At 61.1% G+C, this 20,338-nt stretch carries 11 protein-coding genes, 2 tRNA genes and 3 rRNA genes; 3 read left to right on the top strand and 13 right to left on the bottom strand.

Going from position 1 to position 20,338, the window contains the following annotated elements; translation table 11 throughout:
* The first annotated feature begins 288 nt into the window (after window positions 1-288).
* Window positions 289-1,764, top strand: a complete 1,476-nt coding sequence (locus tag F8A90_RS02885; protein WP_200019853.1) for an MATE family efflux transporter — start codon at window positions 289-291, stop codon at window positions 1,762-1,764.
* Window positions 1,765-2,081: 317 nt separating this feature from the next.
* Complete coding sequence (locus F8A90_RS02880) at window positions 2,082-2,816, top strand: hypothetical protein (protein WP_052384769.1); 735 nt, start codon at window positions 2,082-2,084, stop codon at window positions 2,814-2,816.
* Window positions 2,817-2,851: 35 nt separating this feature from the next.
* Here F8A90_RS02880 and tusA read toward each other — a convergent pair whose 3' ends face one another.
* Window positions 2,852-3,097: a sulfurtransferase TusA gene (gene tusA / locus F8A90_RS02875; protein ID WP_054555155.1), complete on the bottom strand. Its 246-nt coding sequence runs from the start codon at window positions 3,095-3,097 to the stop codon at window positions 2,852-2,854.
* A gap of 62 nt (window positions 3,098-3,159) precedes the next feature.
* On the opposite strand from tusA, the gene F8A90_RS02870 reads away from it, so the two are divergent.
* On the top strand, window positions 3,160-3,444 hold the full coding sequence (locus tag F8A90_RS02870) for an antibiotic biosynthesis monooxygenase family protein (RefSeq protein WP_166019095.1): 285 nt from the start codon (window positions 3,160-3,162) through the stop codon (window positions 3,442-3,444).
* Between the two features lie 121 nt (window positions 3,445-3,565).
* On the opposite strand, the gene rlmM is transcribed toward F8A90_RS02870, so the two are convergent.
* The 12 genes from rlmM to prpC form a co-directional block, all read right to left on the bottom strand.
* Entirely contained in the window at window positions 3,566-4,639 is a 1,074-nt protein-coding gene (gene rlmM / locus F8A90_RS02865) for a 23S rRNA (cytidine(2498)-2'-O)-methyltransferase RlmM (protein ID WP_200018881.1), read from the bottom strand.
* Window positions 4,640-4,856: 217 nt separating this feature from the next.
* Window positions 4,857-4,972: ribosomal RNA gene (gene rrf / locus F8A90_RS02860) — 5S ribosomal RNA — on the bottom strand.
* A gap of 138 nt (window positions 4,973-5,110) precedes the next feature.
* Window positions 5,111-7,996: ribosomal RNA gene (locus F8A90_RS02855) — 23S ribosomal RNA — on the bottom strand.
* A gap of 232 nt (window positions 7,997-8,228) precedes the next feature.
* Window positions 8,229-8,304 (bottom strand) — tRNA-Ala (locus F8A90_RS02850).
* 39 nt (window positions 8,305-8,343) lie between these two features.
* Window positions 8,344-8,420, bottom strand: a tRNA-Ile gene (locus F8A90_RS02845).
* A 76-nt stretch (window positions 8,421-8,496) separates the two neighbouring features.
* Window positions 8,497-10,037, bottom strand: a 16S ribosomal RNA gene (locus tag F8A90_RS02840).
* The 16S, 23S and 5S rRNA genes sit together here with 2 tRNA genes alongside, the layout of an rRNA operon.
* 482 nt (window positions 10,038-10,519) lie before the next feature.
* Complete coding sequence (locus tag F8A90_RS02835; RefSeq protein WP_200018879.1) at window positions 10,520-12,424, bottom strand: M48 family metallopeptidase; 1,905 nt, start codon at window positions 12,422-12,424, stop codon at window positions 10,520-10,522.
* Window positions 12,425-12,494: 70 nt separating this feature from the next.
* Window positions 12,495-13,088 (bottom strand): LemA family protein, encoded by a 594-nt coding sequence (locus tag F8A90_RS02830; protein ID WP_200018877.1) that lies wholly within the window; start codon window positions 13,086-13,088, stop codon window positions 12,495-12,497.
* Between the two features lie 187 nt (window positions 13,089-13,275).
* Complete coding sequence (locus F8A90_RS02825; RefSeq protein ID WP_200018875.1) at window positions 13,276-14,898, bottom strand: bifunctional 2-methylcitrate dehydratase/aconitate hydratase; 1,623 nt, start codon at window positions 14,896-14,898, stop codon at window positions 13,276-13,278.
* Between the two features lie 215 nt (window positions 14,899-15,113).
* Window positions 15,114-16,382: a 2-methylaconitate cis-trans isomerase PrpF gene (prpF, locus tag F8A90_RS02820; RefSeq protein WP_200018873.1), complete on the bottom strand. Its 1,269-nt coding sequence runs from the start codon at window positions 16,380-16,382 to the stop codon at window positions 15,114-15,116.
* On the bottom strand, window positions 16,379-19,081 hold the full coding sequence (acnD, locus tag F8A90_RS02815) for a Fe/S-dependent 2-methylisocitrate dehydratase AcnD (protein ID WP_200019852.1): 2,703 nt from the start codon (window positions 19,079-19,081) through the stop codon (window positions 16,379-16,381). The genes prpF and acnD overlap by 4 nt, the downstream gene beginning before the upstream one ends.
* A 67-nt stretch (window positions 19,082-19,148) precedes the next feature.
* Entirely contained in the window at window positions 19,149-20,306 is a 1,158-nt protein-coding gene (gene prpC / locus F8A90_RS02810; protein ID WP_200018871.1) for a bifunctional 2-methylcitrate synthase/citrate synthase, read from the bottom strand.
* Window positions 20,307-20,338 lie beyond the last annotated feature (32 nt).

Genomic DNA, 20,338 nt, shown 5'->3' with positions numbered 1-20,338 from the left:
ATGGACGGCAGGTAGGGACTCATGGGACGACACGGCAATTCTCGGCAAGCGCTGGCAATGTGGGGGTATTCGATGGCGGCAGGAAAACCTGCTCTGCCGGATGGCTCATTGTACGTGGCAAGCGTATAGCGCGTCATTTCAGCTGACAGTGTCACTCACAGCCGTGATAATTCATCAGCTTGCGTTCATGAAACCTGCTTATCTGCTAGGATGGCGCGCCAAGCAAGAATGATTCTCGATTACTAGCAGGAGCCTGCCGTGCCCCCCGCCGATTCACCCACTCCCTCCATGCCTCAGACGCCCCCCGGTTCTCCGCCTCCGCCACTGATTCCCCGCGTCAGAGCGGAAACCTCACGCCTGCTGACCCTGGCGCTGCCGATCTGTGGCGCGCAGTTGGCTCAGGCAGGCATGAGTGCCGTGGACGTGTTGATGACGGGGCGCTCCTCGGCCACGGACCTGGCAGCCGTGTCAGTAGGCTCCAGCCTGTGGGTGCCCCTGCTGCTGCTGATGGCGGGCACCCTGATGGGTCTGACGCCTGTGGTCGCGCAATTGATGGGGGGCAAACGCAGCGATGAGGTGCGTGGCAACGTGCATCAATCGTTATGGATCTCGCTGGTGCTCGGCAGCCTGTCCGGGCTTGCGCTCTGGTATCTGGCCGCGCCGATCTTCACGCTGATGGAGGTGCCTGAGGCTGTGGCCGAGCAGGCGACCCTCTACCTGATGGCCATCGCCTGGGGCATGCCGGGCGCCGCCTTCTATCAGGTCCTGCGCGCCTACTCGGACGGCATGAACCACACTCGCCCGGCACTGATCATCAGCCTGATCGGCCTGATATCGAACATTCCGCTCAATTACGTGCTGATCTACGGTTCTGCGGGCGTGGATGACCTGCTGGGGATCACCCTGCCAGGGCTGTTGGGCGACATTCCGGCCATGGGCGCCGCCGGCTGTGGTATCGCCACTGGCCTTGCGATGTGGATCATGTGCCTGAGCATGTTCGCCTATACACGTTACAGCAGCGCGTATCGCGCCGTGGCGCTGTGGTGCCAGCCCAGCGCCCCCCATTTCAAGCAGATGGGCGAACTGCTCAAGGTCGGCCTGCCGATCGGAATCGCGATCTTCTTCGAGGTCACGCTGTTCACGGTCATTGCCCTGTTCGTGGCCAGCTTCGGCGAGATCAAGGTCGCGGCCCACCAGGTCGCGCTCAACTTCACCTCGCTGCTGTTCATGCTGCCGCTGTCGATGGCGATGGCCCTGACCGTGCGCGTCGGTCACACCATCGGCCGTGGCGACATGCGCGAAGCACGTTTCGTGGCCTGGAATGGTGTGGCCTTCTCGCTGGTGGTGGCGCTGGTGAATGACATCGTGATCTGGGTACTGGCCGAGCCGGCTGTAGCGCTCTACACCAGCAACCTCAAGGTCCAGGCCCTGGCCATGTCGCTGATCACCCTGGCGATGCTCTATCAGGTCTCGGACTCCCTGCAGGTCGCGATGGCAGGCGCACTGCGCGGCTTCAAGGACACGCGCATCATCATGCTGATCACCATGTTCGCCTACTGGGTGGTCGGGCTGGGAGGCGGACACCTGCTGGGCGTCGGCAGTGAAGCCTTCCCGATCTCGCCCTGGCCTATCGATCAGATGGGCGTCTATGGCTACTGGATCGGCATGGTGGCCGGCCTGACCGTGGCGGCGCTGCTGCTCGGCTGGCGCCTCTGGATCATCGCGCGCCGTGGCGTGCGTGACGAGGCATTGGCGAGCCAGTGATGCCTGGCGGATAGCGCCTGCATCTCAGCCTGCACCTCAGCATGAGTCTCGGCCGGAATGCTGGACTGACAGCTGCCTGAAACGCCTGGATGAGCAAGCCCCGCGACGCCCGACAAGGTGACGCGGGGCTTTTGCGTTTAAACACGAAAAAGCCGATGGACGGTCATTTCGTCCAAGGAGGGGTTACCGTCAGGGCTCTGGCTGTGCTAATGGTTATTCAAGGCAGTGCTCTCACGCTGACGACACACATGGCAGAAGCGAGAGAACGCACCAGCACACGCCGAGGACGATCGACAAGCTGCTGAGGAGGGTTCGTCATGGGCGTACCAGTATCTTCCCCCCGCTCCGCCAAGGTCATCGACCTGAGTGTCATGCGTGACAGGATGCGTGCACGACGTCGTATTCTCCGGCTGGCGCCGGAACACGATGGGTTGGAAATGCTCTATCAGCTCGACAGCGATCCGGACAGCTATTACAGCATTCCGGTACTGGCCTGGGGGCTGCGCGAGGATGGTGAAGTCGTCGGCATGGTGCCGTGGATGGAGGGGCTGATGCCCTGCCACGAGCTGGAAGACCCCCAGCAAGGACATTTCGTCGGCTATCGTGACCCGGAAACCGACGAAGTCTTCATGCTGGCGCCTGACCACAAGGTGTTCGAGCTCGAACATGCCGCGGCCTATTACGACTATGAAGTCTCGGACAAGACGACGCTGTTGCAGCAACTGCCGGACACGCTGGGTACCCATGCGCTGTGCATGACCAACGGCGAGACACAATGGCAGCTCAAGCAGGTCTTCGGCTGGCGCCTCTACAGCGATGGCAACATCGAGGCCTTGCTGGTCGATGAGGCTCGCGTCACCCAGACACCGGTGCTGGCAGGCGACGACTGCCTATACCCGGGGCGCAGCCGGCATGACGTGGTCTATTTCTTCCAGCGCGCCATCGCCAATCAGATTCGCGAGCAGGACCCGGCGACGCTGGAAGCTCTCGCGCTGATGATGACCGGCGAGAGCGACCAGGTCTGCGTCGAGGTCCATGACCGCGAAGCCTGAGAGCAAGCCATGGCCAGCGACTCGGCGGATGGGACTCAACTGATGCGGATGTAATACAGGAACTGTTCCGGCGTCTCGTGGCTCAGTTCCAGGGTGTGACCGAGAAAGGCGCAGAACTTGGGCACATCACGGGTGGTGGCAGGGTCGGTCGCCACTACCCGCAACAGGTCACCCGAGGCAAGCTCACGCACCTTGTTGTGCAGCATCATGATGGGTTCCGGGCAATACAGGCCACTGGTTTCCAGTTCGGCATCGGCCTCGGGCAATGTGATATCGGTCATCGAAGACTCCTGACAATCCTGCCGCCCTGGCTGGCGGCACGTACAAAAAAGGGGAGACAGGCATGATCAAGGTTCTGATCGAACGGCATATCATGCCGGGACTGGAACAGGATTACGAACAGGCCTCGCGTGAAGTCGTACGCGAGGCCACGCATGTCCCGGGCTTCATCTCGGGCGAGAATCTGATGGAAACCGGCCGCGCGGGCCACCGCATCCTGATCACTTCATGGCGCGATACGCGAGCGTGGAAGGAATGGTCAGTCAGCCCGGCCCGAGATCGCATGATGGCGCGCCTGGCGCCCATGCTATCCCAACCGGAGCGGATAATCCTGCTGGAGCATACCTGAGCGCGCCTCACCGGCGAGCGAAGGCATCAGACGCCCCATAAAAGACCCCCACGGCCTGAACAGGCCGTGGGGGTCTTTTATGGGCAAGTCGCCTGTGCGTGTCGATTGAGCCAACAGCCAATCAGTGCGTGATGCGCACGTGCACAGTGACCTCTTCACGGTCGTGATACAGATGGCGACAGCGAATCTCGGCACCGACGTTGGAGCGTTCGAGACTGGCAGCCAGATAGTCGAGGCAACGAGAGACTTCCTTCCAGCGCTGCTTCATCGGCAGCTTGAGATTGAAGACGGCCTCGTTGCACCAGCGCTTCTTCAGCCAGCGCTCGACCATCTCGGTCACACGGATCGGCTTGTCGACGATATCGCAGACCAGCCAATCCAGGCGCAGCGGTGGCTCCCAGGTGAAACCGTCTTCCTTGAGATGCTCGACCTGTCCTGTCGCCATCAGGTCCTTGTTCATCGGACCATTGTCGATCGCGAACACGAACATGCCCTTCTCGACCAGCTGGAAGGTCCAGCCACCCGGAGCGGCACCGAGGTCCGCTGCCTGCATGCCGGTGGCAATGCGATGCTCCCACTGATCGCGCGGTACGAATTCGTGCCACGCCTCCTCCAGCTTGAGCGTGGAGCGGCTGGGCGCACGGCTCGGCGAACGCAGGTGACGAATGCCATTGGCATACTCGCTGCGGTTGCCCGGGAAGCTCATGCCCAGCTGGACTTCATCGCCATCCGTCCAGAAGACATGCAGCGCCCGACCACCGGCCTTGCGGCGCAGGGCACCCCGCTTCTTGAGCGCAGATTCCAGCGGGCGACCAACGGCCTTGCCCAGCCCCGACAGCGCCTTGCCATCATTGGTATCCGGCATCTCGTGGCGGATCTCCTCGAAGCTCCAGCCGGCATCGACCACCTGCTGCAGAATCGGCGAGACGCGATTCTCCCGCGACATGCCGACCAGCGGCTCCAGCGCCACCAGGGTCTGACGAGCGAAGACCAACGCCTGTAGCGGCATGTCACGATGCAGGGCGTTGGCGGGCTCATCACCCGTCACCACATAACGCACGAAGCCACTGTCGCGTGCCGCAATCGGATAACCCGGCGTGCCGATATACGCCGCTTTCTCGCTGACTTCTGCGGCCAGGTCGGCCTCGAAGCCAGGGCGGCAATACAGCAACAGTTCTTGAGGTTGCATCATCATCTCCAATACAGAAGGCTGGGGAGTCTAGCCTCTCGCCGCTGCCTTCTACAAGCGTGCATGTACGTGATGGGGGGCTGTGACAACGCTCAGGCTGTCGTCATGGGCGCAGCAGGCGCCTCACGAAGCGCGTACGCCTCTTGCTTTGCTGTGCGCAACTTTTCTCACCACAAAGAGAACCGCCCCTGCAGCAAGGCTACAGGGGCGGTTCAGTATAAGTGCCTGACGATGACCTACTCTCACATGGAGAAACTCCACACTACCATCGGCGCTAAGCGGTTTCACTTCCGAGTTCGGCATGGGATCGGGTGGTTCACGCTCGCTATGGTCGTCAGGCGAAACGGTGGCACCTTGCGGTGCCTGAGTCCCGAGGCTTGAGGCCTCGCGACTCGCAATATGAATCATGCTGACCGATATGTCGTCGATCCTGTCGCAATCCCGGCGGTTTGCCTGGGCAAACCCCTTGGGTGTTATATGGTCAAGCCTCACGGGCAATTAGTACTGGTTAGCTCAACACATTGCTGTGCTTCCACACCCAGCCTATCAACCTTGTAGTCTTCAAGGGCCCTTCAGGAGGCGCAAGGCCTCAGGGAAGTCTCATCTTGAAGGGGGCTTCCCGCTTAGATGCTTTCAGCGGTTATCCCGTCCGAACGTAGCTACCGGGCAATGCCATTGGCATGACAACCCGAACACCAGAGGTTCGTCCACTCCGGTCCTCTCGTACTAGGAGCAGCTCTTCTCAAACTTCCGACGCCCACGGCAGATAGGGACCGAACTGTCTCACGACGTTCTAAACCCAGCTCGCGTACCACTTTAAATGGCGAACAGCCATACCCTTGGGACCGACTTCAGCCCCAGGATGTGATGAGCCGACATCGAGGTGCCAAACACCGCCGTCGATGTGAACTCTTGGGCGGTATCAGCCTGTTATCCCCGGAGTACCTTTTATCCGTTGAGCGATGGCCCTTCCATACAGAACCACCGGATCACTAGAACCTACTTTCGTACCTGCTCGACGTGTCTGTCTCGCAGTCAAGCACCCTTATGCTCTTGCACTCAATGCACGATTTCCAACCGTGCTGAGGGTACCTTCGTGCTCCTCCGTTACTCTTTAGGAGGAGACCGCCCCAGTCAAACTACCCACCATACACTGTCCTCGATCCGGATAACGGACCTGAGTTAGAACGCCAATGATGTCAGGCTGGTATTTCAAGGTTGGCTCCACCGCATCTGGCGACGCGGTTTCAAAGCCTCCCAGCTATCCTACACAGACAACATCAGCATCCAGTGTAAAGCTATAGTAAAGGTTCACGGGGTCTTTCCGTCTAGCCGCGGGTACACAGCATCTTCACTGCGATTTCAATTTCACTGAGTCTCGGGTGGAGACAGCGTGGCCATCATTACGCCATTCGTGCAGGTCGGAACTTACCCGACAAGGAATTTCGCTACCTTAGGACCGTTATAGTTACGGCCGCCGTTTACCGGGGCTTCGATCAAGAGCTTCGCGTGAGCTAACCCCATCAATTAACCTTCCGGCACCGGGCAGGCGTCACACCCTATACGTCCGCTTGCGCGTTTGCAGAGTGCTGTGTTTTTAATAAACAGTTGCAGCCACCTGGTATCTTCGACCGGTAGGAGCTTACGGAGCTAGTCCTTCACTCGAACCGGTGCACCTTCTCCCGAAGTTACGGTGCCATTTTGCCTAGTTCCTTCACCCGAGTTCTCTCAAGCGCCTTGGTATTCTCTACCTGACCACCTGTGTCGGTTTGGGGTACGGTCGCATGTGATCTGAAGCTTAGAGGCTTTTCCTGGAAGCGTGGCATCGATGACTTCCTGACCGTGGTCAGTTCGTCTCGCATCTCGACCTCAGAGGAACCGGATTTGCCTGATTCCTCGGCCTACATGCTTTCACCAGGACAACCAACGCCTGGCTCACCTAGCCTTCTTCGTCCCCCCATCGCAACCACATCCGGTACGGGAATATTAACCCGTTTCCCATCGACTACGCGTTTCCGCCTCGCCTTAGGGGCCGACTCACTCTGCTCCGATTAACGTAGAACAGAAAACCTTGGTCTTCCGGCGGGGGAGTTTTTCACTCCCCTTATCGTTACTCATGTCAGCATTCGCACTCGTGATACCTCCAGCAGACTTCTCAATCCACCTTCATTGGCTTACACGACGCTCCTCTACCGCTCATCCAGAGGATGAACCCGTAGCTTCGGTACCTGATTTAGCCCCGTTATATCTTCCGCGCAGGCCGACTCGACTAGTGAGCTATTACGCTTTCTTTAAAGGATGGCTGCTTCTAAGCCAACCTCCTAGCTGTCTGAGCCTTCCCACATCGTTTCCCACTTAATCAGGATTTTGGGACCTTAGCTGACGGTCTGGGTTGTTTCCCTTTTCACAACGGACGTTAGCACCCGCTGTGTGTCTCCCACGCTGCACTCACTGGTATTCGGAGTTTGCCTCGGGTTGGTAAGTCGGGATGACCCCCTAGCCGAAACAGTGCTCTACCCCCAGCGGTGATACGTGAGGCGCTACCTAAATAGCTTTCGAGGAGAACCAGCTATCTCCGGGCTTGATTAGCCTTTCACTCCGATCCACAGCTCATCCCAGCATTTTTCAACATACTTGGGTTCGGGCCTCCAATTGATGTTACTCAATCTTCACCCTGGCCATGGATAGATCGCCCGGTTTCGGGTCTATACCCTGCGACTGGTCGCCCAGTTAAGACTCGGTTTCCCTACGCCTCCCCTATACGGTTAAGCTCGCCACAGAATATAAGTCGCTGACCCATTATACAAAAGGTACGCGGTCACACCACGAAGGTGCTCCCACTGCTTGTACGCATACGGTTTCAGGATCTATTTCACTCCCCTCGCCGGGGTTCTTTTCGCCTTTCCCTCACGGTACTGGTTCACTATCGGTCAGCCAGGAGTATTTAGCCTTGGAGGATGGTCCCCCCATGTTCAGTCAAGGTTTCTCGTGCCCCGACCTACTCGATTTCACGTGACTCAGACTTCGACTACGGGACTATCACCCTGTATCGTCAGGCTTCCCAGCCTGTTCGTCTGTCAGTTGTCACGCTTAAGGGCTGGTCCCCGTTCGCTCGCCGCTACTTGGGGAATCTCGGTTGATTTCTTTTCCTCCGGGTACTTAGATGTTTCAGTTCCCCGGGTTTGCCTCTATAGGTTATGTATTGGCCTATAGATACTCACCTGATGGTGAGTGGGTTTCCCCATTCGGAAATCGTTGGGTCGCAGGGTATTTGCCACCTCGCCAACGCTTATCGCAGGCTATCACGTCCTTCATCGCCTCTGGCTGCCAAGGCATCCACCGTATGCGCTTAATCGCTTGACCATATAACCCCAAGGGGTCTGTCAAGGATTACGACTCTGTCGGACCTCTCCGACATATCGTTTTGATGGAGATGTGCTTGGCGCACATTCCATCGTCAGCATGATTCACATTGTTAAAGAGCGGCTGTTCAGAGAACAGTGAGAAGTCACACAACCTTCTCGAGGAAGGCGATATGCTTGTCACTGTGAACTGTCAGCGTTATCAGGCAGTAGAAGCTTGAACCGGAACTTGATGGTGGAGCCAAGCGGGATCGAACCGCTGACCTCCTGCGTGCAAGGCAGGCGCTCTCCCAGCTGAGCTATGGCCCCAAAGTCGGCAAAACCGTGTCGACAAAAGCACGAAGCTTTTGGTGGGTCTGGGCAGATTTGAACTGCCGACCTCACCCTTATCAGGGGTGCGCTCTAACCAACTGAGCTACAGACCCGACACTACTACTCGATAAACTAACTTGATCAGGTAATTCGTTGTGAGCACTTGCCGCGAGCAGTAGACAGTGTCGATAAGGAGGTGATCCAGCCCCAGGTTCCCCTAGGGCTACCTTGTTACGACTTCACCCCAGTCATGAACCACACCGTGGTGATCGCCCTCCCGAAGGTTAGGCTAACCACTTCTGGTGCAGTCCACTCCCATGGTGTGACGGGCGGTGTGTACAAGGCCCGGGAACGTATTCACCGTGGCATTCTGATCCACGATTACTAGCGATTCCGACTTCATGGAGTCGAGTTGCAGACTCCAATCCGGACTGAGGCAAGCTTTATGGGATTGGCTCCACTTCGCAGTATTGCAACCCTTTGTACTTGCCATTGTAGCACGTGTGTAGCCCTACCCGTAAGGGCCATGATGACTTGACGTCGTCCCCACCTTCCTCCGGTTTGTCACCGGCAGTCTCCTTAGAGTTCCCGACATTACTCGCTGGCAAATAAGGATAGGGGTTGCGCTCGTTACGGGACTTAACCCAACATTTCACAACACGAGCTGACGACAGCCATGCAGCACCTGTCTCAGAGTTCCCGAAGGCACCAATCCATCTCTGGAAAGTCCTCTGGATGTCAAGGGTAGGTAAGGTTCTTCGCGTTGCATCGAATTAAACCACATGCTCCACCGCTTGTGCGGGCCCCCGTCAATTCATTTGAGTTTTAACCTTGCGGCCGTACTCCCCAGGCGGTCAACTTATTGCGTTAGCTGCGCCACTAAGTCCTCAAGGGACCCAACGGCTAGTTGACATCGTTTACGGCGTGGACTACCAGGGTATCTAATCCTGTTTGCTACCCACGCTTTCGCACCTCAGTGTCAGTGTCAGTCCAGAAGGCCGCCTTCGCCACTGGTATTCCTCCCGATCTCTACGCATTTCACCGCTACACCGGGAATTCTACCTTCCTCTCCTGCACTCTAGCCAAGCAGTTCCAGATGCCGTTCCCAGGTTGAGCCCGGGGCTTTCACACCTGGCTGACTTAGCCACCTACGCGCGCTTTACGCCCAGTAATTCCGATTAACGCTTGCACCCTCCGTATTACCGCGGCTGCTGGCACGGAGTTAGCCGGTGCTTCTTCTGCGAGTGATGTCTTTCCTCGGGAGTATTAATCCCAAGGCGTTCTTCCTCGCTGAAAGTGCTTTACAACCCGAAGGCCTTCTTCACACACGCGGCATGGCTGGATCAGGCTTTCGCCCATTGTCCAATATTCCCCACTGCTGCCTCCCGTAGGAGTCTGGGCCGTGTCTCAGTCCCAGTGTGGCTGATCATCCTCTCAGACCAGCTACGGATCGTCGCCTTGGTGAGCCATTACCTCACCAACAAGCTAATCCGACATGGGCTCATCCGATAGCGCAAGGTCCGAAGATCCCCTGCTTTCTCCCGTAGGACGTATGCGGTATTAGCCTGAGTTTCCCCAGGTTGTCCCCCACTATCGGGCAGATTCCCATGCATTACTCACCCGTCCGCCGCTCGACGCCTTCTAGCAAGCTAGAATCGTTTCCGCTCGACTTGCATGTGTTAAGCCTGCCGCCAGCGTTCAATCTGAGCCATGATCAAACTCTTCAGTTGAAAGCTTGATAGTCTGTTAAGCAGACCAAACTTGGTTCAGAGTCAAACTTCTCGTGAGAGGCTTGCTCCGATATTTGGTGACCTTGTCACCACTCATCGGCAAGCGCTCACACGAATTACCTGATCAAATTTTTAAAGAGCGTCGCGGTTAAGCGAGGAGGCATATTCTACTTGGAACGCTTGAGAAGTCAAGCACTTGATGATGAGTCAGTCGACTGCCTCTAAGCATCATCAAGCGGTGAGGAGCGTTGCTCGATCACCTGTTCCGTAAGGAGTGCGGCGTATTCTAGCGAATCGCCCGGGATTGTCAATCGATGATTTGGAAGCGGACCTCAAAAACATCAAACAAAACAATCACCTGCAAACCTCTTTCACCGCTGGTAACGCCATGCGTCCCCGGCAGCGGATGCGTACTTTACGCAGGAATCGGCTTGATGGCAAGGGCTTTGACGCAGAAAACAGCCACTCCCCCTGCTCGGCACTCAGACCGCCTTGCCGTCCGCAGGTCGTGACACTGGGCGCGCCTGCCAGCCACCACGCGAATGCGACTGTGTCTCAAGCGCCGCTTCCAGGCGCGCCTCCGGCAACTGCATGACGCGCGCCAGCAGTGTCAGCAGGGCCACCTCTTCATCGGCCAGCGTCTGGTCGGCATGCACCACCTGGGCTAGCGCCGTGAACCAGCGTTGCTTGTCCATCGGGCGCAGGTGCGCCAGCTGCGTGAGATGGCGGCAGCGCAGTGCAGGGTTATCCCCTTCCGGCTGCGACTGCGAATACTCCAGCGCCAGGCCAAGTTCCGCACTGGCGTCCAGGAAGATATCCTCGCGTAGCGTTTCATCGTCGATAAGTCCGACCATCAGCATGAGCCAGTGCTGACAGGCCGGCTGGCATTGCTGCAGGGCCAGCGAGTCGCTCTTGCGATCGATCCGCGGATCCAGTGATTCCAACAACAGCTGCCATAGACACCAGATGAACATGTCCTGCGGAGGGGTCTGCGCCTTGAGCATGCGATGCGCGCGCTCATCCGCTTCCCGCCAGCGCGGTATCAACCGGTTCAGCAAGGGGATCCACTCGACCCGCGGCAAGGACTCGAGCTTGCGCCGTGCCTCGCGCACGCGCTTGCCATCCAGCCAGTCATGCTGACGCTCAAGCTCGGTGAGCCAGACCCCACGCCGGGTCAGCTCCGAGGGGGCGATCATCGCCACCACCAGCTGCGGGCAGAGAAAACGCGACAGCGTCAGGTTCTCGAGTTCTCCTCGTGAGCGCGAGAGCTCCTCCATGACCGCCGCTCCGGCGATACCCGCCATGACCCCGCCAAGCACTTCGGCCCCGATGGGCCCCTGCTGCTCGAAGGTATGCACCGGCTGTTGGCGCGCGCTCAGATATTGCCTGTCCCAACGGGGTTCCAGGCGCTTGATGCGTTCATCCAGCGGCGGATGCGAGTCGAACCAGCCCGTCAGCCAGGGCGGGCGCGCTTCGACGAAGAAGAGATGGTTGTAGGTCATAGCGCGCGGGTGCTGGATACGCCCCTGCCAGCCCATACCACCGATACGCTTGAGGGCCGAGGCGATGCCATCCGGGAAACGCGTCAGGCGCACCGCACTGGCATCGGCGAGATATTCGCGTGAGCGCGCGACCCCGCGTTGCAAGAGCCGCCCTCCCAGCCCGCCGAGGCTGCCGAGCAACCACAGCGCCACACCCACCAGCATCAGCTGTGGCATGCCGCCTTTCCTGTCGGAACCGGAGGAGCGCGCCCTGCCCAACACGAAGCCGATGCGCCCTGCCCCCATCAGGAAGCGCCCCGCCTCGGAGAGAAACACCAGGCCGTGGACCGCACTCGCCAGACGCAGGTTGAGGCGGATATCGCCATTGGCGATATGGGCGAACTCGTGAGCGACCACGCCCTGCAGCTCGTTGCGATCCAGCTGCTCCAACGCCCCGCGACTCAGCGCGATCACCGCATCCTGTGGCCGATAGCCCGCCGCGAAGGCATTGATCATCGCCTCATGCGGCAGCAGGAACAGCTGCGGCGTGGGCAGGTTGGCGGCAATCGCCATCTCTTCCACCACATTCAGTGCCCGTCGCTCGCTCGAGTCCTGCGTCTCGACATCCACCAGCTTGCCACCCAGGCGTGCGGCCACCATCGCACCGCCCTGCTGCAGACGCCGCAGCTCACGCGCGGCGACCAGTGCATTGCACAGGAAGATGATGCTCGCTACTGGCCAGACATATTCAAGCGTCGTGGCGGCCGGACGCCCCAGGAAACTGCTGATCGCGACATGCACCACGGCGCCGGCGGCAAGAGACACCACCAGCGACATGGCCGTGAAGGCCAGCAGCAATAGCCGCGTTCGACGACGCGCGCTGTCCTGCTCGTGATAGAAATTCATTCGCGCTCGCCATCTACCCAGTCAGGATCACGGCGCAAGACCGCTTCGAGAGAAGCATCCGTCGGTCGGCTCATGAGAAGCTGACATCAGGGGTCTGACGAATCTTCACGCTGTCATCGAAGGCCAGCAGGCCTGCATCACTGCGATGACCGAAGGTCGGTGCGAACATCACCTGCGGGAAGCTCTGGCGATAGACGTTGTAGTCGGTGACGGCATCGTTGTAGGCCTGACGCGCGAAGGCGACGCGGTTCTCGGTGGCGGTCAGCTCTTCCATCAGGTCGCTCATGGTCTGGTCGGCCTTGAGCTCCGGATAGGCCTCGACCACCACATCCAGCTTGCCCAGACTCGCCGCCAGTCCCTGCTCTGCGCCGGCCAGACTGGCCAGCTTGTCCATGCTGCCGGGGTGCGCCGCTGCGGCATTCAAGGCCGCCATCGCCTTGTTGCGGGCATTGATCACTTCTTCCAGGGTGCCACGCTCATGGCTCAGATAGCCCTTGGCCGTCTCGACCAGATTGGGAATCAGGTCGTAGCGCCGCTTGAGCTGAACCTCTATCTGCGCGAAGGCATTCTCGAAGCGCGCCTTCAGGCTGACCAACTTGTTGTAGATCGAGATCACGTAGATGACGATCAGCGCGATGGCGCCCAGCAGCAGAAATGTTTTCATGATGAGTCCCTTGTGATGATGCCTTTGCAATGAAGGCTCGGCAGGCGTTGTCTCGCTCTCCGGCGAGTCTTTGCAAGCGCCCCTGTCGATCGTTCTGTGCAATCCGCTTCCAGTTTACCCATACCGGATGACGGCACCAGTCAATTGGAGGACTGATTGCCAACGGGACATCATGCGGCTGGCAGCCTCACCGCACCCAATGCGCCATGAACTCGTGCACGGGCAGTGCGTCGAGTCGCTCGCGATCGCCCAGCAACGCCATCAGGGTGTCACACCGCGAGGGTGGGAAGCAGGTGACCAGATTGGCCCGACACTTGCCCTCGAGTGGGGCGAGCGACTCTTCACGCCGCCGGCGATGTCCCAGCGGGTATTCCACCGTCACCTGCTCGGTGGCACTGCCATCACGGAAGATTACCCGCAGGGCATTGGCGATCGAGCGCTTGTCGGCCTCCAGATACTCGCGGGTGAAGCGCACCTCTTCCTTGACGACCATCCTGTCACGCAGCCGGTCGATCTCCGGGTGAGCGGCATGGAAGCCATCTTCATAGTGGTCCGCGTTCAACTCGCCGAAGATCAGCGGCACCGCGACCATGTATTGCAGGCAGTGATCGCGGTCCGCCGCATTGGCGAGCGCGCCCTGCTTGGAGATGATGCGGATCGCCGATTCGTGGGTGGTGATCTCGATGCGCTCGATCTCCTCGAGCCGGTCGCGCACCTCGGGATGGAGCTGGACGGCCGCCTCGGCGGCGGTCTGGGCATGGAATTCGGCCGGGAAGGAGACCTTGAAGAGCACGTTCTCCATCACATAGCTACCCAGAGGGCGCGCCAGTGTCAGACGCCGTTCGTCTTCGGGCTTGAGGGCGAGATCGCTGTTGCCGTGACTGAAGGAGACATCATTGAAACCCCACTGCGGCGCACTGAGAGCACTTGGGACGCCCATCTCGCCACGCAGGGCGATATCCGCCAGCCGCACACCGCGTGAGGTGGCGTCCCCCGCCGCCCAGCTCTTGCGCGAGCCCGCATTGGGAGCATGGCGATAGGTGCGCAGACTCTGGCCATCGACGAAGGCGTGCGACAGCGCCGACAGCAACTGCTCGCGATTCGCCCCCATCAAGCGCGCCGTCACGGCGGTGGTCGCCACCTTGACCAGCATGACATGGTCAAGCCCGACACGGTTGAAGCTGTTGTCCAGCGCCAGCACGCCCTGGATCTCATGCGCCATCACCATGCTCTCCAGCACATCACGCATCACCAAGGGTGGCTTGCCCTGCGCGACACGCTGGCGCGAGAGGTGATCCGCCACCGCCAGAATGCCGCCAAGATTGTCCGAGGGATGCCCCCACTCCGCCGCCAGCCAGGTGTCGTTGTAATCCAGCCAGCGGATGGTGCAGCCGATATCCCACGCCGCCTTGACGGGATCGAGACTGAAGGCAGTGCCAGGCACCCGCGCACCATGCGGCACCACGGTCTCGGCCACCAGCGGCCCAAGATGCTTGGTGCATTCAGGGAAGCGCAGCGCCAGGATGCCACAGCCGAGGGTATCCATCAGACACAGACGAGCGGTGTCCATCGCCTCTGCCGAGGGACCTGAGCGCTCGCGCTTGCCGGCCAGACCGTCCACATCCGCATTCACATTCGCGACAAGGGGATCGTCGCAGTACCCCAGCACATAGTCGGCGATCTGCTGCAGCTCCGGGTCATAGTCCGGGCGCTGGTTGGCGCTGGCCTGATTGGTACTGGCCTGGTTAGTACTGACCTGAATGGCGCTGAGACGGCTTTCGCTCTTCTGATCAGAGGATGGCGTGCTCATACATGACCTCCTGTCGTGAATCGTCCTTGCCCGCATGCGACTCCCGTCACACCTGTGCTCCCCCCACTACCTGCACACATACCACTGAGACGCGAAAGCCGGCCCTCTGCACATGCATGCCAGGCCGGCTTTCATCTAGATTCCGCAGGAGGGGCTTTGACTGTCGAACATGACTGTCGAACATGACAATCGACCCTCACCTGCCCATGCCGGCGCTAGCGCATCAAGGTCTCCGCCGGCACCCGCACCCAGCCTTCCATCAGGATACGCGCGCTGCGACTCATCACGGCTTCAGTGACGGTCCACTCGCCCTCGCCTTGCTGGCCATCACTGACCTGGCCTGCCTCTGTCTGCCGATGAGCACTCGCGCCGACCCTGAGTGTGCCGGAGGGATGCCCGAAGCACACCGAGTCACGCGCCGCGTCAGTCTGCCCAGCCCCAGACTCAGCATCGGCTCCGCCAGCGGCGGCAAGATTGACCAGCGTGCCGGGTACCGCAGCCGCCGCGGCGATGGCCACCGCCGCGGTACCCATCATGGCGTGGTGCAGCTTGCCCATCGACACGGCGCGAATCAGCACATCGATCTCGTCGGCCTTGATCTCGCGACCGCTGGAGACGACGTGATCCACCGGCGGCGCCACGAAGGCGACCTTGGGGGTGTGTTGGCGCGTGGCCGCCTCAGCGAGATCATTGATCAGCCCCATGCGCAGTGCGCCGTGGGCGCGCAATGTCTCGAGGCGCGCGAGCGCCTCGCCGTCCGAGTTGATCGCCTCTTGCAGCTCGGTGCCCTGATAGCCGAGATCGCGGGCATTGACGAAGATGGTCGGGATGCCGGCGTTGATCAGGGTCGCCTGGATCCGCCCACCCGCGACCACCGATTCCGGTACCTCCAGCGCATCGACCACATTGCCGGTGGGGAACATGCTGCCCTCACCCGCGGCAGGGTCGCGGAAGGCGACCGCCACTTCGGCGGCCGGGAAGGTCACGCCATCGAGGGCGAAATCGCCGGATTCCTGGACACGCCCCTCGCACATCGGCACTCGCGCGATGATGGTCTTGGCGATGTTGGCCTGCCAGATGCGCACCTCGGCGATGCCGTCACGCGGCAGGCGTTCGGCCGGCACCAGGCCCTTCTCGATGGCGAAGGGCCCGACCGCCGCCGAGAGATTGCCGCAGTTGCCGCTCCAGTCGACGAAGGGCGAGTCGATGGAGACCTGGCCGAACAGATAGTCGACGTCGTGGTCCGGCTGCTCGCTGCGACTGATGATCACCGTCTTGCTGGTGCTGGAGGTCGCGCCCCCCATGCCGTCGATCTGCTTGGCGTAGGGGTCGGGGCTGCCGATCACGCGCAGCAGCAGGGCGTCGCGCACCGGGCCGGGTACCTGCGCCGCTTCCGGCAACTCATCGCGCAGGAAGAACACGCCCTTGCTGGTGCCGCCACGCAGATAGGTGGCGGGAATCCTGAGCTGTGCCTGCTGGCTCATGCCGATACCTCCGCCGCCATCTCATCCGGCGCCTGTGAGTTGAGGAAGTCCTCGGCGAAGCGTTGCAGCACACCGCCCGCGGAGTAGATGGAGACCTCCTCACGGGTATCGAGGCGACAGGTGACCGGCACGCGCTCGACCTGGCCTGCCTTGTCGCCGGCGGTGCGCTCGATCACCAGCGTGAGCGCTGCCCCCGGCGCCGGTTCGCCCTCGACGGCGTAGATCTCGCTGCCATCCAGTGCCAGCGTCTTGCGCGTGGTACCGGCGGCGAACTGCAGCGGCATCACGCCCATGCCGACCAGATTGGTGCGGTGGATACGCTCGAAACCTTCCGCGACGATGGCCTCGACCCCCGCCAGCCGCACGCCCTTGGCCGCCCAGTCACGCGACGAGCCCTGGCCGTAATCCGCACCCGCGATGATGATCAGCGGTTGCTTGCGCTGCATGTAGGTCTCGATGGCCTCCCACATGCGTACCACCTTGCCTTCCGGCTCCAGACGCGTGAGCGAGCCCTGCTTGACCTCGCGCTTGCCGTCCGCCCCTTCCACCACGGCCATCTCGTTGATCAGCTTGGGGTTGGCGAAGGTGGCCCGCTGCGCGGTGAGATGATCGCCACGGTGGGTGGCGTAGGAATTGAAATCCTCCTCCGGCAGGCCCATCGCGGCCAGATACTCGCCCGCCGCACTGCTGGCCATGATGGCATTGGAAGGCGACAGGTGGTCGGTGGTGATGTTGTCCCCCAGCACCGCCAGTGCCCGCATGCCGGTGAGCGTCGGCGCGCTGGCCAGGCCGCCTTCCCAGTACGGCGGACGACGGATGTAGGTGCTCATCTCGCGCCAGTCGTAGAGCGGGCTGGTCGTGTCGTCGCGATCCTGACGGGCCTCGAACATCGGGATGTAGACCTGACGGAAGTGGTCCGGCTTGACGCTGGAGCCAACGATGGCGTCGATCTCCTCGTCGCTCGGCCACAGGTCCTTGAGCATGATCGGCGAGCCGTCCGGCGCATGTCCCAGCACGTCCTTCTCGATATCGAAGCGGATGGTGCCGGCGATGGCGTAGGCGACCACCAGCGGCGGCGAGGCCAGGAAGGCCTGCTTGGCGTAGGGATGGATACGGCCATCGAAGTTGCGATTGCCGGACAGCACCGCGGTGGAATAGAGATCGCGCTCGATGATTTCCTGCTGGATCGCCGGGTCCAGGGCACCGCTCATGCCGTTGCAGGTGGTGCAGGCGAAGCCGACGATGCCGAAGCCGAGCTGCTCGAGTTCCGGCAGCAGTTCCGCTTCTTCCAGATACAGCTGCACCGCCTTGGAGCCCGGCGCCAGCGAGGTCTTGACCCACGGCTTGCGCGTCAGTCCCAGCGCATTGGCGCGCCGAGCCAGCAACCCTGCGGCGATGACGTTGCGCGGATTCGAAGTGTTGGTGCAGCTGGTGATGGCGGCGATGATCACCGCGCCATCCGGCATCAGATCACGCCCGTCCTCGTCCTGTTCATGCTCGACCACGCCGGAGATGCCGCGCGCAGCCAGCTCGCTGGTCGGCACGCGACTGTGCGGATTGGAGGGCCCCGCCAGGGTGCGCACCACCGAGGACAGATCGAAGGTCAGCTCGCGCTCATATTCCACCGCGCCCTCGATATGGCCGCTCTCATCTGCCCACAGGCCAGTCTCGCGTGCGTAACGCTCGACCAGCGCGATGTTCTCCGGCTCGCGTCCGGTCAGGGTCAGGTAATCCAGCGTCTGCTGGTCGATGGAGAACATCGCCGCCGTGGCGCCGTACTCCGGCGTCATGTTGGAGATGGTGGCGCGATCACCCAGCGTCAGGCTGGCCGCGCCTTCGCCGAAGAATTCCAGATAGGAGGAGACGACCTTCTCGGCGCGCAGGAATTCGGTCAGCGCCAGCACGATGTCGGTGGCGGTGATGCCCGGCTGCGGACGCCCGGTGAGGCGCACGCCGATGATGTCCGGCAGGCGCATGTAGGAGGCACGCCCCAGCATCACGCTCTCGGCCTCCAGCCCACCGACGCCGACGGCGATCACGCCCAGCGCATCGACATGCGGCGTGTGGCTGTCGGTGCCCACCAGGGTATCCGGGAAGGCGACCTGATGGCCCTTCTCATCGGCGCGCGACTCGATCACCGGCGACATCCGCTCCAGATTGATCTGGTGCATGATGCCGTTGCCCGGCGGAATCACGTCGATGTTCTCGAAGGCCTGACGCGTCCAGTCGATGAAGTGGAAGCGGTCCTCGTTGCGACGCTCCTCGATGGCGCGATTCTTGGCGAAGGCGTCCTTGTCGAAGCCGGCGTGCTCCACCGCCAGCGAGTGGTCGACGATCAACTGGGTCGGCACCACCGGATTGACCTTGGCCGGGTCTCCGCCGCGCTCGGCGATGGCATCGCGCAGACCGGCCAGATCCACCAGCGCGGTCTGACCGAGGATGTCATGACACACGACGCGCGCGGGGTACCACGGGAAATCGAGATCACGGCGGCGTTCGATCAATTGCACGAGACTGTCGCGCAACTGGTCCGGCGGGCAGCGACGCACCAGGTTCTCGGCCAGTACGCGTGAGGTATAGGGCAGACCGGCGTAGGCGCCGGGGGCGATGTCTTCCACGGCGGCACGCGCATCGAAGTAGTCGACCGGGGTACCCGGTGACGCCGTGCCAGGCAGGGGTTTGCGATACTCGGTATTCATGGGCATCCGGACTCATCAGGCGATCAGGAAAACGATCGGCCAGCACGCTGACTGGCCGAGAAAAGGGTCAGTCGCGCTGCTCGATGGGCAGCCAGTCGCAGTGCTCCGGGCCGGTGTAATCGGCGCTCGGGCGGATGATGCGGTTGTTGGCGCGCTGCTCGAAGACATGCGCGGCCCAGCCGGTCAGGCGTGAACAGACGAAGATCGGCGTGAACAGCTTGGTGGGAATGCCCATGAAGTGATAGGCGCTGGCGTGGAAGAAGTCGGCATTGCAGAACAGCTTCTTCTCGCGCCACATCACGGCTTCGACGCGCTCGGAGACGGCGTAGAGCTGCGTATCGCCCACATCCTCGGACAGCTTGCGAGACCACTCCTTGATGATGGCATTGCGCGGGTCACGCTCACGGTAGATGGCGTGGCCGAAGCCCATGATCTTCTCGCGGCGTTCCAGCATGCCGAGAATCTCGCGCTCGGCTTCCTCCGGTGAGCGCCAGTGCTCGATCATCGCCATCGCCGCCTCGTTGGCACCGCCATGCAGTGGCCCGCGCAGCGAGCCGATGGCCGCCGTCACGCAGGAGTGCAGATCAGAAAGCGTCGAGGCGCAGACACGTGCGGTGAAGGTCGAGGCATTGAATTCGTGCTCGGCATAGAGGATCAGCGAGGTATTCATCACCGCGGCATGCAGCTCGCTGGGGGCCTCGCCGTGCAAAAGGTGCAGGAAGTGCGCGCCGATGGAGTCATCATCGGTCTCGGTGTCGATGCGCACGCCATCATGGCTGAAGCGATACCAGTAATTGATGATCGACGGGAACACCGCCAGCATGCGGTCGGCCTGGTCGGACTGCTCATCGAAACTCTCTTCCGTCTCCAGATTGCCGAGCATCGAACAGCCGGTACGCATCACGTCCATCGGGTGAGCGCTGGCCGGAATCTGCTCAAGCACCGCCTTCAGGGCGTCCGGCAACCCCCGCAACCCCTTGAGGCGCGCAATGTAGGCATCCAGTTCAGAGCGATTCGGCAACTTGCCCTTGAGCAGCAGATAGGCGACTTCCTCGAAGGCTGCGTGACTGGCGAGGTCTTCCAGGTCGTAACCGCGATAGCGCAGGCCGGAGCCGGACTGGCCGACGGTACACAGCGCCGTCTCACCGGCACTCTGGCCGCGAAGACCACTGGGGGCGCTGGTGCTCGAAGTAGCGGTGCTCGGGTTGGCGATGGTATCTGACATGGCGCGATCTCCTTGGCAGTGACGTCATTGAG

It is taken from the genome of Cobetia sp. cqz5-12 (assembly GCF_016495405.1).
GTDB lineage: Bacteria > Pseudomonadota > Gammaproteobacteria > Pseudomonadales > Halomonadaceae > Cobetia.
The sequence above is the reverse complement of the archived record's forward strand: the minus strand, read 5'-3'. Positions and strand labels throughout refer to the sequence as shown.